The 22,626-nt window shown below is 58.7% G+C and carries 20 protein-coding genes and 1 tRNA gene; 17 read left to right on the plus strand and 4 right to left on the minus strand.

The window, feature by feature from the left end; translation table 11 throughout:
* Window positions 1–24 precede the first annotated feature (24 nt).
* From pepP to RTX96_RS13650, 7 genes are all read left to right on the plus strand, one after another.
* A complete protein-coding gene (gene pepP, locus RTX96_RS13620; protein ID WP_103818420.1) occupies window positions 25–1,341 on the plus strand; it encodes a Xaa-Pro aminopeptidase in 1,317 nt (438 codons plus the stop codon).
* Window positions 1,338–2,516, plus strand: coding sequence for a 2-octaprenyl-6-methoxyphenyl hydroxylase (gene ubiH / locus RTX96_RS13625; protein WP_312671362.1), 1,179 nt, complete (start codon window positions 1,338–1,340; stop codon window positions 2,514–2,516). The genes pepP and ubiH overlap by 4 nt, the downstream gene beginning before the upstream one ends.
* Before the next feature lie 40 nt (window positions 2,517–2,556).
* Window positions 2,557–3,759, plus strand: a complete 1,203-nt coding sequence (gene ubiI / locus RTX96_RS13630; RefSeq protein WP_312671363.1) for an FAD-dependent 2-octaprenylphenol hydroxylase — start codon at window positions 2,557–2,559, stop codon at window positions 3,757–3,759.
* 407 nt (window positions 3,760–4,166) lie between these two features.
* Window positions 4,167–5,261 carry a glycine cleavage system aminomethyltransferase GcvT gene (gcvT, locus tag RTX96_RS13635; RefSeq protein WP_312671364.1) on the plus strand — a complete coding sequence of 365 codons (1,095 nt, stop codon included), beginning with the start codon at window positions 4,167–4,169 and terminating at the stop codon, window positions 5,259–5,261.
* Between the two features lie 25 nt (window positions 5,262–5,286).
* On the plus strand, window positions 5,287–5,676 hold the full coding sequence (gene gcvH / locus RTX96_RS13640; RefSeq protein WP_042388045.1) for a glycine cleavage system protein GcvH: 390 nt from the start codon (window positions 5,287–5,289) through the stop codon (window positions 5,674–5,676).
* A gap of 87 nt (window positions 5,677–5,763) precedes the next feature.
* Window positions 5,764–8,637, plus strand: a complete 2,874-nt coding sequence (gene gcvP / locus RTX96_RS13645; protein WP_312671365.1) for an aminomethyl-transferring glycine dehydrogenase — start codon at window positions 5,764–5,766, stop codon at window positions 8,635–8,637.
* A gap of 71 nt (window positions 8,638–8,708) precedes the next feature.
* Complete coding sequence (locus tag RTX96_RS13650) at window positions 8,709–9,452, plus strand: SDR family oxidoreductase (RefSeq protein WP_312671366.1); 744 nt, start codon at window positions 8,709–8,711, stop codon at window positions 9,450–9,452.
* Window positions 9,453–9,530: 78 nt separating this feature from the next.
* Here RTX96_RS13650 and RTX96_RS13655 read toward each other — a convergent pair whose 3' ends face one another.
* Together RTX96_RS13655 and RTX96_RS13660 are read right to left on the minus strand one after the other, a co-directional pair.
* Entirely contained in the window at window positions 9,531–10,964 is a 1,434-nt protein-coding gene (locus tag RTX96_RS13655) for a 6-phospho-beta-glucosidase (protein ID WP_042388039.1), read from the minus strand.
* 128 nt (window positions 10,965–11,092) lie between these two features.
* The gene (locus tag RTX96_RS13660; RefSeq protein ID WP_042388603.1) at window positions 11,093–11,821 is read right to left on the minus strand and encodes a MurR/RpiR family transcriptional regulator; all 729 of its coding nucleotides are present in this window, start codon (window positions 11,819–11,821) and stop codon (window positions 11,093–11,095) included.
* A gap of 289 nt (window positions 11,822–12,110) precedes the next feature.
* Here RTX96_RS13660 and trhA point away from each other — a divergent pair, with 289 nt between their 5' ends.
* Window positions 12,111–12,764 (plus strand): PAQR family membrane homeostasis protein TrhA, encoded by a 654-nt coding sequence (gene trhA / locus RTX96_RS13665; protein ID WP_312671367.1) that lies wholly within the window; start codon window positions 12,111–12,113, stop codon window positions 12,762–12,764.
* An 89-nt stretch (window positions 12,765–12,853) separates the two neighbouring features.
* Here trhA and ygfZ read toward each other — a convergent pair whose 3' ends face one another.
* Window positions 12,854–13,837, minus strand: a complete 984-nt coding sequence (gene ygfZ / locus RTX96_RS13670) for a tRNA-modifying protein YgfZ (RefSeq protein WP_312671368.1) — start codon at window positions 13,835–13,837, stop codon at window positions 12,854–12,856.
* Window positions 13,838–14,099: 262 nt separating this feature from the next.
* On the opposite strand from ygfZ, the gene sdhE reads away from it, so the two are divergent.
* Entirely contained in the window at window positions 14,100–14,366 is a 267-nt protein-coding gene (gene sdhE, locus RTX96_RS13675) for an FAD assembly factor SdhE (RefSeq protein ID WP_103818411.1), read from the plus strand.
* Window positions 14,347–14,763, plus strand: a complete 417-nt coding sequence (locus tag RTX96_RS13680; protein WP_103818410.1) for a protein YgfX — start codon at window positions 14,347–14,349, stop codon at window positions 14,761–14,763. The genes sdhE and RTX96_RS13680 overlap by 20 nt, the downstream gene beginning before the upstream one ends.
* A gap of 6 nt (window positions 14,764–14,769) precedes the next feature.
* On the opposite strand, the gene fldB is transcribed toward RTX96_RS13680, so the two are convergent.
* Window positions 14,770–15,291 (minus strand): flavodoxin FldB, encoded by a 522-nt coding sequence (gene fldB, locus RTX96_RS13685; protein WP_042388029.1) that lies wholly within the window; start codon window positions 15,289–15,291, stop codon window positions 14,770–14,772.
* Between the two features lie 100 nt (window positions 15,292–15,391).
* Here fldB and xerD point away from each other — a divergent pair, with 100 nt between their 5' ends.
* The 7 genes from xerD to RTX96_RS13720 all read left to right on the plus strand — a co-directional run bounded on the left by xerD (window position 15,392) and on the right by RTX96_RS13720 (window position 22,535).
* Entirely contained in the window at window positions 15,392–16,288 is an 897-nt protein-coding gene (gene xerD / locus RTX96_RS13690; RefSeq protein ID WP_103818409.1) for a site-specific tyrosine recombinase XerD, read from the plus strand.
* Between the two features lie 22 nt (window positions 16,289–16,310).
* Window positions 16,311–17,021: a bifunctional protein-disulfide isomerase/oxidoreductase DsbC gene (dsbC, locus tag RTX96_RS13695; protein ID WP_312671369.1), complete on the plus strand. Its 711-nt coding sequence runs from the start codon at window positions 16,311–16,313 to the stop codon at window positions 17,019–17,021.
* 5 nt (window positions 17,022–17,026) lie between these two features.
* Window positions 17,027–18,760 (plus strand): single-stranded-DNA-specific exonuclease RecJ, encoded by a 1,734-nt coding sequence (gene recJ, locus RTX96_RS13700; RefSeq protein WP_103818407.1) that lies wholly within the window; start codon window positions 17,027–17,029, stop codon window positions 18,758–18,760.
* An 88-nt stretch (window positions 18,761–18,848) separates the two neighbouring features.
* A protein-coding gene (prfB, locus tag RTX96_RS13705; protein WP_103818406.1) for a peptide chain release factor 2 occupies window positions 18,849–19,947 on the plus strand; the annotation gives its coding sequence in 2 pieces (ribosomal slippage) (window positions 18,849–18,923 and window positions 18,925–19,947; 1,098 coding nt in all).
* Window positions 19,948–19,956: 9 nt separating this feature from the next.
* The gene (gene lysS / locus RTX96_RS13710; RefSeq protein ID WP_312671370.1) at window positions 19,957–21,474 is read left to right on the plus strand and encodes a lysine--tRNA ligase; all 1,518 of its coding nucleotides are present in this window, start codon (window positions 19,957–19,959) and stop codon (window positions 21,472–21,474) included.
* Between the two features lie 205 nt (window positions 21,475–21,679).
* A complete protein-coding gene (gene actS / locus RTX96_RS13715; protein ID WP_312671371.1) occupies window positions 21,680–22,381 on the plus strand; it encodes an amidase activator ActS in 702 nt (233 codons plus the stop codon).
* Between the two features lie 80 nt (window positions 22,382–22,461).
* Window positions 22,462–22,535 (plus strand) — tRNA-Gly (locus RTX96_RS13720).
* The last annotated feature ends 91 nt before the right edge of the window (window positions 22,536–22,626 follow it).

Genomic DNA, 22,626 nt, shown 5'->3' on the forward strand with positions numbered 1-22,626 from the left:
ACTGAATGCTAAAAAGGAGGTGTCATGACCCAGTCTGAGTTTCTTCGCCGCCGCCAGGCGCTACTCGCACAGATGGCCCCGGCCAGCGCGGCGCTGATCTTCTCCGCGCCGGAGGCGACCCGCAGCGCCGACAGTGAATATCCCTACCGTCAAAACAGCGACTTCTGGTACTTCACCGGCTTTAACGAGCCTGAGGCGGTGCTGGTGCTGATCAAGAGCGATGACACCCACAATCACAGCGTACTGTTTAACCGCCTGCGGGATAAAACCGCAGAGATCTGGTTTGGCCGTCGGCTGGGCCAGGAGGCCGCGCCGGAGAAGTTAGGCGTGGATCGGGCGCTGGCGTTCAGTGAAATCGACGAGCAACTCTACCAGCTGCTTAACGGTCTCGACGTGGTTTACCACGCGCAGGGCGAATATCGCTATGCGGATGGGATCCTCTTCACCGCGCTGGATAAGCTGCGTAAAGGATCCCGGCAGAATCTTACCGCACCGGCTTCTGTTACCGACTGGCGTCCCATTGTCCATGAGATGCGCCTGTTTAAATCCCCGGAAGAGATGGATATTCTGCGCCGCGCGGGGGAGATCAGCGCGCTGGCCCATACCCGGGCGATGCAGACCTGCCGTCCGGGCATGTTCGAATACCAGCTCGAAGGCGAGATCCTCCACGAGTTCAACCGCCACGGCGCACGCTTTGCGTCGTACAATACCATCGTCGGCGGCGGTGAAAACGGCTGCATCCTGCACTACACCGAGAACGAAAGCGAGCTGCGCGACGGTGAGCTGGTGCTGATCGACGCCGGGTGCGAGTATCAGGGCTACGCGGGGGATATCACCCGCACCTTCCCGATTAACGGCAAATTTACCCCGGCGCAGCGCGAGATCTATGACATCGTGCTGGCCTCGCTCGACGCCGCGTTAACCCTGTTCCGTCCGGGCACCTCTATTCAGGAGGTGACCGGCGAAGTGGTGCGCATCATGGTTACCGGGCTAGTGAAGCTCGATATCCTGAAAGGCGACGTTGACCAGCTGATCACCGATAATGCCCACCGCGCTTTCTTTATGCACGGCCTGAGCCACTGGTTGGGGCTGGACGTTCACGACGTCGGCGTTTACGGGGCTGACCGCTCGCGCACCCTTGAGCCGGGCATGGTGCTGACCGTTGAACCGGGTCTCTATATCGCCCCGGATGCCGACGTGCCACCTCAGTACCGTGGCATTGGTATTCGTATCGAGGATGACATCCTTATCACCGAAAACGGCAACGAGAACCTGACTGCCAGCGTAGTGAAGAAAGCCGATGAGATCGAGGCGCTGATGGCGGCGGCGAAGCATTCATGAGCGTAATTATCGTTGGCGGCGGGATGACCGGCGCTACGCTTGCGCTGGCTATCTCGCGCCTGACGCACGGCACGCTGCCGGTGCATCTTATCGAAGCCACCGCTCCGGAAGAGCAGACACATCCTGGTTTTGATGCCCGCGCTATCGCGCTGGCTGAGGGCACCTGCCAGCATCTGGCGCGGATCGGTATCTGGCAGCATATTGCTTCGTGCGCCACCCCCATCACCACCGTTCACGTGAGCGATCGCGGCCATGCGGGCTTTGTGACGCTGGAGGCGCAGGACTACCGCGTTGATGCCCTCGGACACGTCGTGGAGCTGCACGAGGTGGGGCAGCGGCTCTTTTCGCTGTTACGCCGCGCGCCTGGCGTCACGCTGCACTGTCCTGACCGGGTCAGCGGTTTCACCCGCAGCGAGGAGGGCGTCAGCGTGACCCTGGAGAGCGGTAAAACGCTGCAGGGAAGCCTGCTGGTGGCGGCGGACGGCTCGCGCTCGGCGCTGGCAGCGCAGTGCGGCATCGGCTGGCAGCAGACGCCATATCATCAGGTGGCGGCGATCGCCAACGTCACTACCTCGGTTGCCGGCCAGGGGAGAGCCTTCGAGCGCTTCACCGAGCACGGCCCACTGGCGTTGCTGCCTATGTCGCAGGGGCGCTACTCGCTGGTCTGGTGTCATCCACTGGAGAAGCGCGATGAGGTGATGGCCTGGTCCGATGAACGCTTCTGCCACGAGTTGCAAAGCGCGTTCGGCTGGCGGCTTGGGCGCATTGTCCACACGGGCACCCGCAATGTCTATCCGCTGGCGTTAACCACCGCTTCATCGCCGGTATCGCACCGCGTGGTGCTGGTGGGCAACGCCGCGCAGACGCTGCATCCCATCGCCGGGCAGGGGTTCAACCTCGGTATGCGCGATGTGATGAGCCTGGCCGAGACGCTGGCTGATGCGCGGGCAGAGAACAGCGACATCGGATCCTGGTCCGTGCTACACGGCTATCAGCAGCGCCGCCAGAGTGACAAAGAGGCGACAATTGGCGTTACCGACGGACTGGTGCAGCTGTTTGCTAACCGCTGGTCGCCGCTGGTTGCGGGTCGCAACGCCGGACTGATGGCAATGGAACTTTTTACTCCAGCACGCGACGTGCTGGCGCAGCGAACGCTAGGCTGGGTCGCCCGATAGGCCGGCCTGCTTTACCAGGCAGTAGTTTTGGGAGTGAATTTTGCAGAATGTAGATGTAGCAATTGTCGGCGGCGGTATGGTTGGTCTGGCGGTAGCCTGTGGATTACAGGGGAGCGGCCTGCGCGTAGCGGTGCTGGAGCAAAACCTGCCTCAGCCGCTGGCGGAGAGCGCGCCGCCTGCGCTCCGCGTCTCGGCCATCAACGCCGCCAGTGAAAAGTTGCTGACCCGCCTTGGCGTCTGGTCATCCATCGTGGCGAGCCGCGCCAGCTGCTATCACGGTATGGAGGTGTGGGACAAAGACAGCTTTGGACGCATCGCCTTTGACGATCGCAGCATGGGCTATAGCCACCTGGGCCATATTATTGAGAACGATGTGATCCACCAGGCGCTGTGGCAGAAAGCGCAGCAGTGTCAGGACGTCACGCTCATGGCACCCGCTGGCGTACAGCAGGTCGCCTGGGGCGAAAACGAAGCCTTTTTGACGCTGAAAGATGGCGGCATGCTGACAGCACGGCTGGTCGTGGGCGCGGACGGAGCTAACTCCTGGCTGCGCGACAAAGCCGATATTGCACTTACCTCCTGGGACTACCGTCATCATGCGCTGGTCGCTACTATCCGCACCGATGAGCCCCACGAGGCGGTGGCGCGTCAGGTCTTCCACGGCGACGGTATCCTTGCCTTCCTGCCGCTGAGCGATTCGCACCTCTGCTCTATTGTCTGGTCGCTGCCGCCGCTGGAGGCCGCAAGGATGCAGGAGGCGACAGAGGAGGCCTTCAACCAGGCGCTGGATATGGCGTTCGACAACCGCCTCGGCCTTTGCCACGTTGAGAGCGAGCGACTGGTGTTTCCGCTGACGGGCCGCTACGCACGCCAGTTTGCCGCGCACCGTCTGGCGCTGGTGGGCGATGCAGCGCATACCATCCATCCGCTGGCGGGGCAGGGGGTAAACCTGGGCTTTATGGATGCCGCCGAGCTGGTCAACGAGCTGAAACGCCTGCACGGCGCAGGCAAAGATATCGGCCAGCACCTCTATCTGCGTCGCTATGAGCGCAGCCGCAAACACAGCGCTGGAGTGATGCTGGCGAGTATGCAGGGTTTTCGCGAGCTGTTTTCCGGTACGCACCCGGCGAAAAAGCTGCTGCGCGATCTTGGCCTGAAGCTGGCCGACACGCTGCCGGGGGTTAAGCCACAGCTTATTCGCCAGGCGATGGGCCTGAACGATCTGCCAGAGTGGTTACGTTAACCCGATCACACTTTCTCTCCCCACCCCTGGGGAGGGGATGTACCCCCTCATTTGAAATATTCTAATTTCACCCCCAATTTCGGATTACTTTTTCTCATCCCTCTATTTTTTCCGCTCTGGAAATCTGCGCGCTTTGCCGTGTAATACCCTGTCTTATCGGGCATGCATCGTCTGTTTTATGATGTTTATCGCAAACCCAGGCATATTAGCAGTGTAATATCCTGCCGCTCGCTTTGGTTTTTTAGGTCATAAGCTAATGTGATGGAACATTTTTGCTTATGGTTATACCCGCTGTTCGATGATAAGTTCAGGCAAAAGGTAACGTTTGCGTCGCCGTCTGGAAACGAGGCTACCTGCTTACGACTTCGCCTTATTTATCCTGGCCCTGCTTATTCAATGAGGAAAAGATGGCTCAGCAAACCCCTTTATACGAACAACATACGCTGTGCGGCGCACGCATGGTGGATTTCCACGGCTGGATGATGCCGCTGCACTACGGCTCGCAGATCGATGAGCACCACGCGGTGCGTACCGATGCCGGTATGTTTGACGTCTCGCATATGACCATCGTCGACCTGCGCGGCAGTCGCTGTCGGGCATTTCTCCGCCATCTGCTGGCCAACGACGTGGCTAAGTTGACCCAGCCGGGCAAAGCGCTCTACAGCGGCATGCTCAACGCCTCCGGCGGCGTCATTGATGACCTGATCGTCTACTTCTTTACCGAAGATCATTTCCGCCTGGTGGTGAACTCTGCCACTCGTGAAAAAGATCTCGCCTGGATCACCCAGCACGCGGCTCCCTTTGATATCGACATTACCGTGCGTGACGATCTGGCGCTGATTGCCATTCAGGGGCCGAACGCCCAGGCGAAAGCGGCAGGTCTGTTTACCGATGCCCAGCGTCAGGCCGTGGCAGGCATGAAGCCCTTCTTTGGCGTGGAGTCTGACGGCTGGTTTATCGCTACCACCGGCTACACCGGCGAGGCGGGCTATGAGATTGCGCTGCCGAGTGAGCAGGCGGCGGATTTCTGGCAGGCGCTGATTGGCGCGGGCGTAAAGCCCTGCGGCCTGGGCGCGCGCGATACGCTGCGTCTGGAAGCGGGTATGAACCTCTATGGGCAGGAGATGGACGAAGGCGTTTCGCCGCTGGCGGCGAATATGGGCTGGACCATCGCCTGGGAGCCTGCTGACCGTGACTTTATTGGTCGCGAAGCGCTGGAAGTACAGCGTGAAAGAGGTACCGAACAGCTGGTTGGTCTGATTATGACCGAAAAAGGCGTCCTGCGTAACGAACTGCCGGTGCGTTTCACCGACGCCAGTGGCAACTCGCAGGAAGGCATTATCACCAGCGGCACCTTCTCACCGACGCTGGGCTACAGCATCGCGCTGGCCCGCGTACCGGCCGGGATTGGCGACACGGCTATCGTGCAGATCCGCAACCGTGAAATGCCGGTGAAGGTAACGAAACCTGTTTTTGTACGCGCTGGCAAAGCCGTCGCGTAACCTAATCTATCGTGGAGAAATGTTAATGAGCAATGTACCTGGCGACCTGAAATATAGCAAAGAACACGAGTGGCTGCGTAAAGAGGCTGACGGCTCCTATACCGTTGGCATTACCGAACATGCGCAGGAGCTGCTGGGCGATATGGTGTTTGTTGACCTGCCGGACGTGGGCGCTACCGTCAGCGCGGGCGATGACTGTGCCGTTGCAGAATCCGTTAAGGCGGCCTCTGACATCTATGCGCCGGTGAGCGGCGAGATTGTGGCAGTTAACGATGCGCTCAGCGACAACCCGGAGCTGGTCAACAGCGAGCCGTATGCCGGCGGCTGGATCTTTAAGATCAAAGCCAGCGACGAAGCAGAAGTTGAAGCGCTATTAGATGCAACTGCCTATGAATCTCTATTAGAAGACGAGTAAAGCCTCCAGGCCCGGTAAGCGTCAGCGCAACCGGGCATTCAGGTTAAGACAACCACGATTCACCGCACGTTTCAGGAACCATCGCTCATGACCCAGACTTTAAGCCAGCTTGAACACCGCGACGCTTTTATCGATCGCCATATCGGGCCGGATGCTGCTCAGCAGCAAGAGATGCTGAAAACCGTTGGCGCAGATTCACTCAACGCCCTGATTGGTCAGATTGTCCCGCAGGACATTCAGCTGGCAACGCCGCCGCAGATTGGCGAAGCGACTACGGAGTTTGCCGCGCTGGCGGAGCTGAAAGCTATCGCCGCGCGTAACAAGCGCTTTAAGTCTTACATCGGCATGGGCTACACCGCCGTGCAGCTGCCACCGGTGATCCTGCGTAATATGCTGGAAAACCCAGGCTGGTACACCGCCTATACCCCTTACCAGCCGGAAGTTTCCCAGGGCCGCCTTGAAGCGCTGCTCAACTTCCAGCAGGTCACTCTGGATCTGACCGGTCTCGATATCGCCTCCGCATCGCTGCTTGACGAAGCGACGGCAGGCGCGGAAGCGATGGCGATGGCGAAACGCGTCAGCAAGCTGAAAGGAGCGAACCGCTTCTTTGTCGCCGCCGACGTGCATCCGCAGACCCTGGACGTCGTGCGTACCCGCGCGGAAACTTTTGGTTTTGAGATCGTGGTCGACGATGCCGACAAGGCGCTGGATCATCAGGATCTCTTCGGCGTGTTGCTCCAGCAGGTGGGCACCACCGGTGAAGTGCATGACTACAGCGCGCTGATTGGCGAGCTGAAAGCGCGCAAGGTCGTGGTGAGCGTTGCGGCAGACTTTATGGCGCTGGTGCTGCTCAGTGCGCCGGGCAAGCAGGGCGCGGATATTGTCTTCGGCTCCGCGCAGCGCTTCGGCGTGCCGATGGGCTACGGCGGCCCGCACGCGGCCTTCTTTGCCGCCAAAGATGAATTCAAACGCTCCATGCCAGGCCGTATTATCGGCGTATCGAAAGATGCTGCCGGTAACACCGCGCTGCGCATGGCGATGCAGACCCGCGAGCAGCATATCCGCCGCGAGAAAGCGAACTCCAACATCTGTACCTCGCAGGTGCTGCTGGCGAATATCGCCAGCCTCTACGCCGTCTACCACGGCCCGGTAGGGCTAAAGCGTATTGCAGGCCGTATCCATCGCCTGGCCGATATCCTGGCCACCGGCCTGCAGCAGAAAGGGCTTAAGCTGCGCCACGCGCACTTCTTTGACACCCTCTGCGTGGAAGTTGCTGATAAAGCGGCGGTGCTGGCGCGTGCCGAAGCAGCAGAGATCAACCTGCGTAGCGACATCCATAATGCCGTGGGCATCACCCTCGACGAAACCACCACCCGCGAAGACGTAGTCACGCTGTTCGACGTGGTTATCGGCGACGGTCATGGCCTGAATATCGACGCCCTGGATAAAGAAGTGGCCCATGACAGCCGCGCGATCCAGCCGGGCATGCTGCGTGATGACGCGATCCTAAGCCACCCGGTATTCAATCGCTACCACAGCGAAACCGAGATGATGCGCTACATGCACTCGCTGGAGCGTAAGGATCTGGCCCTGAACCAGGCGATGATCCCGCTCGGCTCCTGCACCATGAAGCTGAACGCCGCCGCAGAGATGATCCCCATCACCTGGCCGGAGTTCGCCGAGCTGCACCCGTTCTGCCCGGCAGACCAGGCGGAAGGGTATCATCAGATGATCAACCAGCTCTCTGACTGGCTGGTGAAGCTGACCGGCTATGACGCCCTCTGCATGCAGCCGAACTCTGGCGCGCAGGGTGAGTACGCAGGCCTGCTGGCAATCCGCCACTATCATGAGAGCCGCAACGACGGTCACCGCGATATCTGCCTGATCCCCAGCTCCGCCCACGGCACCAACCCCGCATCGGCGCAGATGGCGGGCATGCAGGTGGTTGTGGTCGCCTGTGATAAAAACGGTAACATCGATCTGGCCGATCTGCGTGCCAAAGCCGAGCAGGCAGGGGATAGCCTCTCCTGTATCATGGTGACCTACCCGTCTACCCACGGAGTTTATGAAGAGACGATCCGTGAGGTGTGCGAAATCGTGCACCAGTATGGCGGCCAGGTCTACCTCGACGGCGCGAATATGAACGCCCAGGTGGGGATCACCTCCCCAGGCTTTATCGGCGCGGATGTATCGCACCTCAACCTGCATAAAACCTTCTGCATTCCACACGGCGGCGGCGGTCCGGGCATGGGGCCTATCGGCGTGAAAGCGCACCTGGCACCGTTCGTACCGGGCCACAGCGTGGTACAGATTGAAGGGATGCTGACCCGTCAGGGCGCGGTCTCTGCCGCTCCGTTCGGCAGCGCCTCTATTCTGCCGATCAGCTGGATGTATATCCGCATGATGGGCGCGGAAGGGCTGAAAAAAGCCAGCCAGGTGGCCATTCTCAACGCCAACTACATTGCTACCCGCCTGCAGTCTGCCTTCCCGGTGCTCTATACCGGCCGCGATGGCCGCGTGGCGCACGAGTGCATTCTGGACATTCGTCCGCTGAAAGAGCAGAGCGGCATTAGCGAGCTGGATATCGCCAAGCGTCTGATTGACTACGGTTTCCACGCGCCAACTATGTCCTTCCCGGTAGCGGGTACCCTGATGGTAGAGCCGACGGAGTCCGAGAGCAAAGCCGAGCTGGACCGCTTTATTGACGCGATGCTGGCTATCCGCATGGAGATCGATCGTGTTCAGGATGGCGAATGGACGCTGGAGGATAACCCGCTGGTCAACGCCCCGCATACCCAGCACGAGCTGGTGGCGGAGTGGAGCCACGGCTACAGCCGCGAGCTGGCGGTCTTCCCGGCGGGATCTGCGAACAAGTACTGGCCGACCGTGAAGCGTCTTGATGACGTCTATGGCGACCGCAACCTGTTCTGCTCCTGCGTGCCGATGAGCGAATATCAGTAATATTTTGTGCCATATTGTAGGCCGGGCAAGCGTAAGCGCCGCCCGGCTTTTTTCTATCTGGAGAATGACGAATGGCAATTGCACTGGTAACCGGCGCAAGCCGGGGAATTGGCAGGGCCACGGCGCTGGAGCTGGCACGTGAAGGCTACAGCGTGGCAGTTAACTATCATCACAATGTGGATGCAGCAACCGAAGTGGTGAACACCATCGTTGCTGCGGGCGGCAGAGCGTTTGCGGTGCAGGCTGATATCAGCGATGAAGCACAGGTGCTGGCGATGTTTACCCGCCTTGATGAGGAGAACGAGCCGCTGACCGCGTTGGTCAATAACGCGGGCATTCTGTTTACCCAGAGCACGGTGGAAAACCTCACCGGCGAACGTATTAACCGCGTGCTGGCGACCAACGTGACGGGCTATTTTCTCTGCTGTCGCGAGGCGGTAAAGCGGATGTCGCACCGGCACGGCGGCACGGGTGGGGCCATCGTCAACGTCTCTTCAGCGGCGGCGCGGCTGGGCGCACCTGGTGAATACGTGGACTATGCTGCCTCGAAGGGTGCGGTAGATACGCTGACTACCGGGCTGTCGCTGGAGGTCGCGGCGCAGGGCATTCGCGTCAACGGCGTGCGGCCGGGGTTTATCTATACCGAGATGCATGCCGACGGCGGTGAGCCTGGGCGGGTGGATCGCGTTAAGTCAGTGCTGCCGATGCAGCGTGGCGGTCAGCCGGAAGAGGTGGCGCAGGCAATAGTCTGGCTGCTGAGCGAGAAGGCGTCGTACGTGACGGGGAGTTTTATTGAGATGGCGGGCGGCAAATAACGCCCGGTGGCGCTACGCTTATCGGGCCTACAGGGTTCGTAGGCCGGTGCAAGCGCAGCGCCGCCCGGCAATACGGCGTTACAGATTCTCACCGTTGCTGGCGATCACCTCTTTGTACCAGTTAAAGCTCTTCTTACGGGAGCGAGACATGTCGCCGGTGCCGTCATCGTGCTTGTTCACATAGATGAAGCCATAGCGTTTGCTGTACTGGCCAGTGGTGAACGATACGCAGTCGATGCAGCCCCACGGGGTGTAGCCCATCAGATCGACGCCGTCGTAGGTCACGGCTTTGATCATCTCTTCCACGTGGGCGCGCAGGTAATCAATGCGGTAGTCGTCATTGATGCTGCCATCCTCTTCCACTTTATCGTACGCGCCGAAGCCGTTTTCCACGATAAACAGCGGCTTCTGGTAGCGCTCGTACAGCTCGCACAGGGCATAGCGCAGGCCAACCGGGTCAATCTGCCAGCCCCAGTCGGAGGCTTTCACGTGCGGGTTCGGCACGCTGCCTTCGAAGCCAGAGATGGCGTCACCGCTGCCGCCTTCCGCTTTCACCGCGTTGGTCATGTAGTAGCTGAAGCCGAGGTAGGCGCAGGTGCCCTCACGCAGGATCTGCTCGTCGTTGGCTTCCATTTTGATATCGAAGCCGCGGCGTTCCCACTCGTTCAGGACGTAGGAAGGGTAGTAGCCGCGCAGCTGCACGTCGGTAAAGACCCAGCGCTCGCGCATTGATTCCTGGGCATACATCACGTCTTCCGGCTTACAGGAGAAGGGATAGAGCGGCACCATCGCCAGCATGCAGCCAACCTGCATCTCTGGGTTGATCTCCCGCGCAGCCTTCACCGCCAGCGCGCTGGCAACGAACTGGTGGTGCAGCACCTGATACATGGTCTCTTCCGGGTTTTCATGCTCGGTATAGACCACGCCGGAGCAGCAGTAGCCAAACAGCGGCGCGCGCCAGTTACGCTGGTTGTTGATCTCGTTGAAGGTCATCCAGTATTTGACCTTGCTCTTATAGCGCTCGAAGACCACTTCGGCGAAGCGCACAAAGAAATCCACTACTTTACGGTTAGTCCAGCCGCCGTAGGCCTGCACCAGATGCAGGGGCATCTCGAAGTGGGAGAGGGTGATCACCGGCTCGATGTTATATTTCAGCAGCTCATCGAACATATCGTCATAGAACTTCAGACCCTCTTCATTCGGCGTCTGCTCATCGCCGTTGGGGAAGATACGGGTCCAGGCGATAGAGGTACGGAAACACTTAAAGCCCATCTCGGCAAACAGCTTGATGTCTTCTTTGTAGTGGCTGTAGAACTCAACGGCCTCGTGATTCGGATAGTATTTGCCGGGCACAACTTCCTGGGTGATCTCACGCGGTACGCCGTGCGCGCCGCCGGTCAGCACGTCGCAGATGCTCGGGCCTTTGCCGCCTTTGTTCCAGCCGCCTTCAACCTGATGCGCAGCAACCGCGCCGCCCCATAAAAAGTCTTTTGGTAAGGTGATCTTTTTCATGCTTATTTATCCCGCTGTAACCGACAGAAAATAGGTTTACGCCGAGTCTAGCAAAGCCCAATCGAAAGTCACGATATAACACGTTGCCGCTTCGGTAATATGTTACAGAGAAAAAACAGCCTGTTTTTTTAGGCTAATTTTTTCGCCAGCTTGCGGCCCAGAGTTTCAAGAATATAGATCACGGGAATTTGAGTCGTCAGATCGTAGCCCCCTGAAATGCGCGTCTGGGGAATATGCCAGGAGAGATTAAAATCTGCCAGCTTAGCCAGCGCCGAGTGCTCGTGGCTGGTTATCGACATCACCTTACAGTGATGCAGGCTGAACTGGCTGGCGAAGCGCAGGATCTCCTCTGTCTCGCCGGAGACGGAGAGGACAATTGCCAGCGCATTTTTTGCCATGTCGTTAGTAACAGGAAAATAGGGATCGTCAACGTGGTTGCTGAATTTACCCACGTTGGAAAAGAAGCGTGCGCCATATTTCGCCAGCGAGCCGGACGTGCCGACGCCGACAAATATAATACGCTCGGAAGCTAAAATAATATCGGTTGCCTGATCCAGCAGGCGATCGAATTCATCATTATTAACACTTTTAAAAAAGCTAATAATTTCGCTGGCGCCAAAATTAGCGGGCTGCGGTTCGCTCTGTGCTAAATATAATTTAAAGCGCACGCGGAACTCTGAGTAGCCTTCGCACTCCAGCTTACGGCAGAAGCGAAGAACGGTAGTGGTGGAGACGCCTGCCGCATCGGCCAGCTCGCGAATGGTCATGTACATGACCTTGTCACGATTTTTAATGACCACGTTGTAGACCATCATCTCAAGGTTGTTGAGGCTGGCAACAGCGGAGTGGTTAAACAGGGTCACGAGGCTTCCTTTTTCAGACGGTTATCTACACGGTGCGGCACCTCTCTATGCTGCCACATTTTGCCCGAAACGGGAAACGGCGGCGCAGCGGGTTGTTACCAAAAAAGAGAAACATCTGTAGCCCGAACGAAGCGTGAATTAGCTACACTTCTGGACGGGATTATTTATTTTAGCTAACAGGTGTGCACTGGAATCATTCTCAGTTACTCTAGGGTGGTTATCATTCAGGCAGCTATCGGCTACTGAGTGACCCGGCGCAAGCCTCTGTTTTCTGGAGTAAGCTATGGTTGATAAACCATTAAAAAAACAGGGATATTCACTGGCTGAGGAGATAGCCAACAGCATTAGTCACGGTATTGGGCTGATATTCGGTGTGGTAGGACTGGTGCTCTTACTGATGCAGGCGATGGATAATCATGCCAGCCCACTGGCCATTACCAGCTACAGCCTTTACGGCGGCAGCATGATCCTGCTGTTTCTGGCCTCCACGCTCTATCACGCTATTCCCCATCCGCGCGCAAAGCCGTGGCTGAAGAAATTTGACCACTGTGCTATCTATTTGCTGATAGCGGGTACCTATACGCCTTTTTTACTGGTGGGGCTGGATTCGCCGCTGGCGCGTGGCCTGATGATTGTCATCTGGGGGCTGGCGCTGCTTGGGATCCTGTTCAAATTGACCATTGCCCACCGTTTTAAGGTGCTCTCGCTGGTGACCTACCTGGCGATGGGCTGGCTGTCGCTGGTGGTCATCTATGAGCTGGCCGTCAGGCTATCTGCGGGCGGGCTCATATTGCTGGCCGCGGGGGGCATCGTCTACTCGCTGGGAGTGATCTTCTACGTTTGCAGGCGCATTCCCTACAACCACGCGATCTGGCACGGCTTTGTGCTGGGGGGCAGCCTGTGCCACTTCCTCGCCATCTACTTCTATGTTGGATAGGCTTAACTGTCACGCCGGGTGGCGGCTTCGCCTGACCCGGCCTACGGCCTTGTAGGCCCGGCCAGCTTGCGCCGCCGGGCAATCAGCCCTTAAGCTTCCTCAAGCGAATAGGGCAGCGGCTCAATGCTGAGCGTATTAGCATCGTCACGCACACGGAAGACGCTGTCCGGCTCCATATCATTGTTCATCACTGCCTGTACCAGCAGGCGGCCATCTTCAAGCTGGACCGCAGCGAGAATAGTGCCGGTGCGGCGCCAGTTTTCACCCATCTTCAGCTCAAGATCTTCCCCCGGCTCCGGCAGGCGGCTCGCTTTACCCGCCAGATACCACAGGGCGCGCTTGTTGGCACCGCGGAACTTCGCTCGGGCGACCATCTCCTGGCCGGTGTAGCACCCTTTTTTAAAGCTGATGCCACCGAGCGCCTGCAGGTTGGTCGCCTGAGGAATGAACTGGGCGCTGTTGGCGGCGTCGATCACCGGCAGGCCCGCTTCAATGTTCAGCGCCAGCCACTGCTGGCTGTTGTTCAGCTGCGCTTCGCCGCGTAGCTTCTCGCTAATCCGCTCCGCCGTAGCCACGTCGGTGACCAGCAGGAAACGCTCTGCCGGGTGCTCGAACCACAGAATAGAGGTTGCTCCCTCCTGTACGACCTGCTTGTCAGCGTCGGGCAGCGTGGTAAACAGATTCGCCAGCGCGGCGCGGGCCTGAAAACCGGCCACGCCCAGCAGCACGTGCTCGTCATCCGGGGCGATGGTGACCTTAGAGAAGACCGCATATTTTTTTAACTCGGTCAGCTGAGCATCGCGAATGCTGCGGCGCTCGATTAAGGCAAAGCCGCCGTCGCGGCGAAACAGCCGCAGGTTGCTCCACATTTTGCCTTTGGCATCGCAGTGTGCCGCCAGCAGATGCTGGTGCTCGGTCAGGGCGGCGACGTCAGCGGTGACCTGGCCCTGCAGATACTTTTCGCTATCTGCGCCGGTCAGGGTTGCCAGCGCCCAGTCATCAAGTGTCATAAGCGTCAGCGGCAGACGCGCAGAGGCGGAAGGCTGGCGCGGAGGAAAAGGAGTAAAGGCCATAATAGTGTCCTGGTTTGCTTAACGCTGTTAGATGCTTAATGGTAAAAGAGCCGCCGACCAATGCAAGCGGTAAAAGCATACGATTTGTGCTCATTTCGTCAGGATGCGTAGCGCTACGCAATAAAATGCAAAACGCACGTCCGGGACCTTTTATGTTGGAAGCACCCTTCCTAATTATCAACTTTCCAGTAAAGGATGAACAAAAAACACGATACACTGTCTGCACTATCGATACTTCTATATCGTAATGCAGGGAGAAGACATGGATATAAATAATAGAGCCCGCATCCATTGGGCATGCCGCCGGGGAATGCGCGAGCTGGATATCTCCATCATGCCTTTTTTTGAACACGAGTACGATACGCTGAGCGATGACGATAAACGTCTCTTTGTTCGCCTGCTGGAAAGTGACGATCCAGATCTGTTTAACTGGTTAATGAATCACGGTGAACCTGCCGACACGGAGTTGCAGAGAATGGTGCAGTTAATTCAGACACGGAATCGGGAACGTGGTCCTGTGGCAATCTGATCTACGCGTCTCGTGGCGCGCCCAGTGGCTCTCTCTTCTGCTTCACGGCCTGGTGGCGGCGCTGATCCTGCTGGCTCCCTGGCCGCTACGCTATACGCCGCTGTGGCTCATGCTGCTGTCGCTGGTGGTTTTTGACTGCGTACGCAGCCAGCGGCGCATCAACGCCTGCCACGGTGAAATCAAGCTGCTGATGGATTCCCGGCTGCGTTGGCAAGGGGTGGATTGGGATATTATCGGCACGCCCTGGATGCTAACCAGCGGCATGATGCTGCGCCTGCGTAAAGGGCAGGGCGGACGCGTTCATCACCTTTGGCTGGCGGCGGACAGTATGGATGAGCGCGAGTGGCGCGACCTGCGCCGGATGCTGCTACAGCAGCCGGCAACAGGGGAGCGCTGACAAAGCTTAGGCGAACTGCTCGGCCATTTCGCTGAGGATCTGTTCGCACCAGCTCTGGATGCGCTCTTCGCTCTGATCGTACTGGTTGGTTTCATCCAGCGCCAGACCAACGAAGAGCTGACCGTCGGCAATCACCGGCTTAGGGCTGGTAAACTCATAGCCTTCCGTCGGCCAGTAGCCAACAAAGGTGACGGCTTTGGCGGCCAGCTTGTCATGCAGCATGCCGAGCGCGTCAAGGAACCACTCGCCGTAGCCAAGCTGATCGCCCATGCCGTACAGCGCAATGATTTTACCGTCGAGATTCAGGCCATCGAGCTGGTCCCAAACGGCTTCCCAGTCCTCCTGAAGCTCGCCAAAATCCCAGGTGGGAATGCCGAGGATCAGGACATCGTACTGCTCCATTAAGGAGACAGCGTCGTCTTTCAGGTTGTGCAGCGTGACCAGTTCCGGGCCGATAACGTCGCGGATTTTCTCCGCCGCCATTTCGGTATAGCAGGTACTGGAACCATAGAAAAGACCAATGTTCATAGCGTAAACGTCTCAATTCCTGATGGGGCTTTGCGTACAGTGTACCAGAATCGATGAGCAATCAGGCATAATGGAGCGCCGCAGACCACAAGAGGCTCAAATGGATCAGGATCTCGCACGCATAGAACAGTTTCTTGATGCGCTCTGGCTGGAGCGTAATCTGGCGGAGAATACGCTGAGCGCCTACCGCCGTGACCTCAGCATGATGGTTGAGTGGCTGCACCATCGCGGCCTCTCGTTACAGAGCGCGCAAAGCGACGATCTCCAGGCGCTGCTGGCGGAGCGTATTGAAGGCGGGTATAAAGCCACCAGCTCCGCGCGCCTGCTGAGCGCCATACGGCGACTCTTTCAGCATCTGTACCGGGAGAAGCTGCGTCCGGACGATCCCAGCGCGCTGCTGGCGTCGCCTAAGCTGCCGCAGCGGCTGCCAAAAGATCTCAGCGAGGCCCAGGTTGAACGCCTGCTGCAGGCTCCGCTGGTGGATCAGCCCCTGGAGCTGCGCGATAAAGCGATGCTGGAGGTACTCTATGCCACCGGCCTGCGCGTCTCGGAGCTGGTGGGGCTGACCATGAGCGACATCAGCCTGCGTCAGGGCGTGGTGCGGGTCATCGGTAAAGGTAACAAAGAGCGTCTGGTACCGTTGGGGGAAGAGGCGGTCTACTGGCTGGAGAACTATCTTGAGCATGGGCGGCCGTGGTTGCTGAACGGAACCTCAATCGATACGCTCTTTCCCAGCCAGCGTGCTCAGCAGATGACCCGGCAGACCTTCTGGCACCGGATTAAGCATTATGCTCTGCTGGCGGGCATCGACAGTGAAAAGCTTTCGCCGCACGTATTGCGCCACGCCTTTGCCACGCATCTGCTAAACCACGGCGCTGACCTGCGTGTGGTGCAGATGCTGCTTGGACACAGCGATCTCTCCACGACGCAGATCTACACCCATGTGGCTACGGAACGCCTGCGACAACTTCATCAACAGCATCACCCCCGGGCATGATGCTGAACAGTTAAGGATGGTTATGAAAAAGAGTTTAATGATGTTTACCCTGCTGGCGGCAACGCTCTCCGGGATGGCCCACGCTGATGACGCAGCAATCAAACAGTCGCTGGCGAAGCTGGGCGTGCAGAGCACCGAGATCCAGCCTGCGCCGGTGAGCGGTATGAAAACCGTGCTGACCAACAGCGGCGTGCTGTACGTCACCGACGACGGTAAGCATATTATTCAGGGGCCGATGTATGACGTCAGCGGCGCGCAGCCGGTCAACGTCACTAACCAGCTGCTGATGACCCATCTCAACGCGCTGGAAAAAGAGATGATCGTCTACAAAGCCGCGCAGGAGAAGCACGTCATTACCGTGTTTACCGATATCACCTGTGGCTACTGTCATAAACTGCATGAAGAGATGGCGGACTACAACGCGCTGGGCATCACCGTGCGCTACCTGGCCTTCCCGCGTCAGGGTATCCAGAGCGATGCGGCAAAAGATATGAAGTCGGTCTGGTGCGCGAAAGATCGCAATAAGGCCTTCGACAACGCGATGAACGGCAAAGGCGTGCAGCCAGCCAGCTGCGATATCGACATTGCTAACCACTATGCGCTGGGCGTGCAGTTCGGCGTCAGCGGCACCCCGGCGATCGTCCTGAGCAACGGCTACGTCGTGCCGGGCTACCAGGGCCCGCAGGAGCTGAAGGCATTCCTCGACCAGCAGAAATCTATGAGCGGTAAATAATTTTCGTGAAACATCAGAGACAACTTCGCCGCCGAACAGTGGATGAGGCGGCGGATCTGCCAGCGAACCTGCCCCCGCTGCTGCGGCGCTTATATGCCAGCCGCGGTGTGCGTTCGGCCGGGGAGCTGGAGCGCAGCGTCAAAGGGATGCTCTCATGGCAGCAGCTCAGCGGCATTGATAAAGCCGTAGCGCTGCTCTATCGCGCCCTGCAGGAGGAGCTGCGCATTGTCGTGGTCGGCGACTTTGATGCCGACGGCGCCACCAGCACCGCCCTGAGCGTGCTGGCCCTGCGTGCGCTGGGTTGCGGAAACGTGACCTGTCTTGTACCGAACCGTTTTGACGACGGCTACGGGCTAAGCCCGGAAGTGGTCGATCAGGCCCATGCCCGCGGCGCGCAGATGATCCTGACCGTGGATAACGGTATCTCCTCCCATGCTGGCGTCGATCGTGCCCATGAGCTGGGGATCCCGGTGTTGGTGACCGATCACCACCTGCCGGGCGAGACGCTGCCAGCCGCCGAGGCGATCGTGAACCCGAACCTGCGCGACTGCACCTTCCCGTCGAAGTCGCTGGCGGGGGTAGGGGTCGCGTTCTACCTGATGCTGGCCCTGCGCGCCCATCTGCGCGACCAGGGCTGGTTTGCAGCTCGTGGCCTGGCCGAGCCTAACCTGGCTGAGCTGCTGGATCTCGTTGCCCTTGGCACGGTGGCCGACGTAGTGCCGCTAGATGCCAACAATCGCATTTTGACCTGGCAGGGTCTGAGCCGCATTCGGGCGGGCAAGTGCCGTCCAGGCATTAAGGCGCTGCTGGAGATCGCCAACCGCGATGCACAGAAGCTGGCGGCCAGCGATCTTGGTTTTGCCCTCGGCCCCCGGCTTAACGCCGCCGGACGGCTCGACGATATGTCGGTTGGCGTGGCACTGCTGCTCTGCGACAACGTTGGCGAAGCTCGCGTGTTGGCCAGCGAGCTGGACGCGCTCAACCAGACGCGTAAAGAGATAGAGCAGGGGATGCAGGCCGAAGCACTGGCGCTGTGCGAGAAGCTGGAGCGCAGCAGCGAGACGCTGCCCGGCGGGCTGGCGATGTATCATCCTGAGTGGCATCAGGGCGTAGTGGGTATTCTCGCCTCGCGCATTAAAGAGCGCTTCCACCGCCCGGTGATAGCCTTTGCGCCCGCGGGGGATGGCCTGCTGAAAGGCTCCGGCCGCTCGATTCAAGGCCTGCATATGCGCGATGCCCTTGAGCGTCTCGACACGCTCTATCCAGGCATGATGCTGAAGTTCGGTGGCCACGCGATGGCCGCGGGGCTGTCGCTGGAGGCGGCGCGCTTTGAGGAGTTCCAGCAGCGCTTTGGCGACCTGGTTACCGAGTGGCTGGATCCCGCCCTGTTACAGGGCGAGGTGGTCTCCGACGGTCCGCTTTCTCCCGTCGAAATGACGCTGGAGGTGGCAGAGATGCTGCGCGACGCCGGGCCGTGGGGGCAGATGTTCCCGGAGCCGCTGTTTGATGGGCGTTTTCGCCTGTTGCAGCAGCGTATTGTCGGCGAGCGTCATCTAAAGGTCATGGTTGAACCGGTTGGCGGTGGCCCGCTGCTGGACGGCATTGCGTTTAACGTCGATACCACTATCTGGCCTGACAACGGCGTGCGTGAAGTGAGCCTTGCCTATAAACTTGATGTTAACGAGTTCCGAGGTAATCGCAGCGTGCAGCTGATCATCGATGATATCTGGCCGATTTAGCATCACTTTCACTGTAAAAAAGGGCGCGAATCCGCTAAGATCCCGCCCTTATAACCGCATTTTGACAAGCGCAGAAAAGAATACAGCCATGTTTGAAATCAATCCTGTAAAAAACCGCATTCAGGACCTCACAGAGCGCTCAGACGTTCTTAGGGGGTATCTTTGACTACGATGCCAAGAAAGAGCGTCTTGAAGAAGTAAACGCCGAGCTGGAACAGCCGGACGTCTGGAACGAGCCCGAACGCGCCCAGGCGCTGGGCAAAGAGCGCTCCTCTCTGGAAGCCATCGTCGACACGCTGGATCAGATGCGCCAGGGCCTGGAAGATGTCTCTGGGCTGCTGGAGCTGGCCGTGGAAGCGGACGACGAAGAGACCTTTAACGAGGCCGTCGCCGAGCTTGACGGGCTGGAAGAGAAGCTGTCGCAGCTTGAGTTCCGCCGCATGTTCTCTGGCGAATACGACAGCGCTGACTGCTACCTGGATATCCAGGCGGGCTCCGGCGGGACGGAAGCGCAGGACTGGGCCAGCATGCTGACACGTATGTATCTGCGCTGGGCCGAAGCACGCGGCTTTAAAACCGAGATTATCGAAGAGTCCGAAGGTGAAGTTGCTGGCCTGAAATCGGTAACCATCAAAATCATTGGCGATTACGCCTACGGCTGGCTGCGTACCGAAACCGGCGTACACCGCCTGGTGCGTAAGAGTCCGTTCGACTCTGGCGGCCGTCGTCACACCTCCTTCAGCTCGGCGTTTGTCTATCCGGAAGTAGAAGACGATATCGATATCGAAATCAACCCGGCGGATCTGCGTATCGACGTTTACCGTGCCTCCGGCGCGGGCGGTCAGCACGTTAACCGTACGGAATCGGCGGTGCGTATTACCCACATTCCGACCGGGTTAGTGACCCAGTGCCAGAACGACCGTTCCCAGCATAAGAACAAAGACCAGGCCATGAAGCAGATGAAAGCGAAGCTTTATGAGCTGGAGATGCAGAAGAAAAATGCTGAGAAGCAGGCGATGGAAGATAACAAATCCGATATCGGCTGGGGCAGCCAGATCCGTTCTTACGTACTGGACGACTCTCGTATCAAAGATCTGCGCACCGGGGTTGAAACCCGTAACACGCAGGCGGTGCTGGACGGCAGTCTTGACCAGTTTATTGAAGCAAGTTTGAAAGCAGGGCTATGAGGAACCAACATGTCTGAACAACAAGCACAGGGCGCTGACGCGGCGGTCGATCTTAATAACGAACTAAAAACCCGCCGCGAGAAGCTGGCGCAGCTGCGTGAGCAGGGCGTTGCCTTCCCGAACGACTTCCGTCGCGACCGCACCTCCGATGCGCTGCACGCCGAGTTTGATGGCAAAGAGAACGACGAGCTGGAAGCGCTGAACGTGGAAGTGAGCGTGGCCGGCCGGATGATGACCCGCCGTATCATGGGCAAGGCGTCGTTCGTCACCCTGCAGGACGTCGGCGGCCGGATTCAGCTCTACGTCTCCCGCGACGACCTGCCGGAAGGCATCTACAACGAGCAGTTCAAGAAGTGGGACCTGGGCGATATCCTCGGCGCGAAAGGCAGGCTGTTCAAAACCAAGACCGGCGAGCTCTCCATCCACTGCACCGAGCTGCGCCTGCTGACCAAAGCCCTGCGCCCGCTGCCGGACAAGTTCCACGGCCTGCAGGATCAGGAAGCCCGCTACCGCCAGCGCTACCTGGATCTCATCTCCAACGATGAGTCCCGCAAGACCTTCAAGATCCGCTCGCAGATCATGGCCGGTATTCGCCAGTTCATGGTCAGCCGCGACTTTATGGAAGTGGAAACTCCGATGATGCAGGTGATCCCTGGCGGTGCCTCCGCGCGTCCGTTCATCACCCATCACAATGCCCTGGACCTGGACATGTACCTGCGTATTGCGCCGGAGCTGTACCTCAAGCGTCTGGTGGTGGGTGGTTTTGACCGCGTGTTCGAGATCAACCGTAACTTCCGTAACGAAGGCATCTCCGTGCGCCATAACCCTGAGTTCACCATGATGGAACTCTACATGGCGTACGCGGACTATAAAGACCTGATCGAGCTGACCGAGTCCCTGTTCCGCACCCTGGCGCAGGACATTCTGGGCACCACTCTGGTGCCTTACGGCGAGGAGACCTTCGACTTCGGCAAGCCGTTTGAGAAGCTGACCATGCGCGAGGCGATCAAGAAGTACCGTCCGGAGACCAACATGGCGGATCTGGACAACTTCGACGCGGCGAAAGCCATTGCTGAAAGCCTTGGCCTCAAGGTTGAGAAGAGCTGGGGCCTGGGTCGTATCGTGACCGAGATCTTCGAAGAGACGGCAGAAGCGCATCTGATCCAGCCGACCTTCATCACCGAATACCCGGCAGAAGTGTCGCCGCTGGCGCGCCGTAATGACGAGAACCCGGAGATCACCGACCGCTTTGAGTTCTTTATCGGCGGACGTGAGATCGGCAACGGCTTCAGCGAGCTGAACGACGCGGAAGATCAGGCTCAGCGTTTCCAGGACCAGGTGGATGCGAAAGCGGCCGGTGACGACGAAGCAATGTTCTTTGACGAAGACTACGTGACCGCGCTGGAGCACGGCCTGCCGCCGACGGCGGGGCTGGGGATTGGTATCGACCGTATGGTGATGCTGTTCACCAACAGCCACACCATCCGCGACGTGATCCTCTTCCCGGCGATGCGTCCGGTTAAGTAACTCCTGCAAAAAAGCCGGATGGCGCTGCGCTTATCCGGCCTACAAAACTGCACAGATCGTAGGCCCGGTAAGCGTAGCGCCACCGGGCATCAATCCTGGTGAAATGTAAATCGCGGTGAAGAAATTTGGCCTCTGCCGGATGACTGCTATCATAAACAACCCCATAACAATTACCTGAGGATCCGTTTTGAGCGCAGGATGCCCGATGAGAAAACCGTTTCGCCTTATTATCTGTCTGATGCTGGGCATGCTGCTGGCCGCCTGTTCATCGAACAAGCTGTCGGATGAAGATGTCTACGTCGTTAAACGTGGCGATACGCTGTCGCGTATTTCGCGCCTGACCGGCACCAGCGTCAGGGATCTGGCGCGCCTTAACGGTATCTCACCGCCCTATACCATTGAGATCGGCCAGCGGCTTCGAGTGAATGGTTCCGGTAAAAAATCCTCCGGTAAGAGCAGCGGCAGTGCCTCCTCACGCGTCGTCACCGTGCCGCCAGCCTCCTGGCCTCCGGTAGGGCAACGCTGCTGGCGTTGGCCGACAAGCGGCACCGTGGTGCTGCCGTACTCCTCCGCCGACGGCGGTAACAAAGGCATCGACATTTCAGGCTCACGCGGTCAACCCATTTACGCCGCCGGGTCAGGGAAGGTGGTTTACGTCGGCAACCAGCTGCGCGGCTACGGCAACCTCATCATGATTAAGCACAGTGAGGATTACATCACCGCCTATGCCCACAACGACACGCTGCTGGTGAACAACGGCCAGAGCGTAAAAATAGGGCAGAAGATTGCCACGATGGGCAGCTCTGATACCGACTCGGTGAAGCTGCACTTCCAGCTGCGCTACCGCGCCACCGCCATCGATCCGATCCGCTATCTGCCGCCGCAGGGCTCCCCGCCGAAGTGCTAACTGATTAATTAATCATCGGTTAGCGTGCTTCCGCCTTGCCAGACGGTGCGTAAGGTTTATAATGCCTTACGCACCTCAAAGCGGGCGTAGTTCAATGGTAGAACGAGAGCTTCCCAAGCTCTATACGAGGGTTCGATTCCCTTCGCCCGCTCCAGCTTTACCTCTCCTGAATTCAACCTAATTCAAACCCCCCTTGATAAACCCTATAAGTATGATATTTCTGCTTTACTCCGCGATACCGTAAC

It is taken from the genome of Pseudescherichia sp., assembly GCF_032052675.1.
Taxonomy (GTDB): domain Bacteria; phylum Pseudomonadota; class Gammaproteobacteria; order Enterobacterales; family Enterobacteriaceae; genus Pseudescherichia.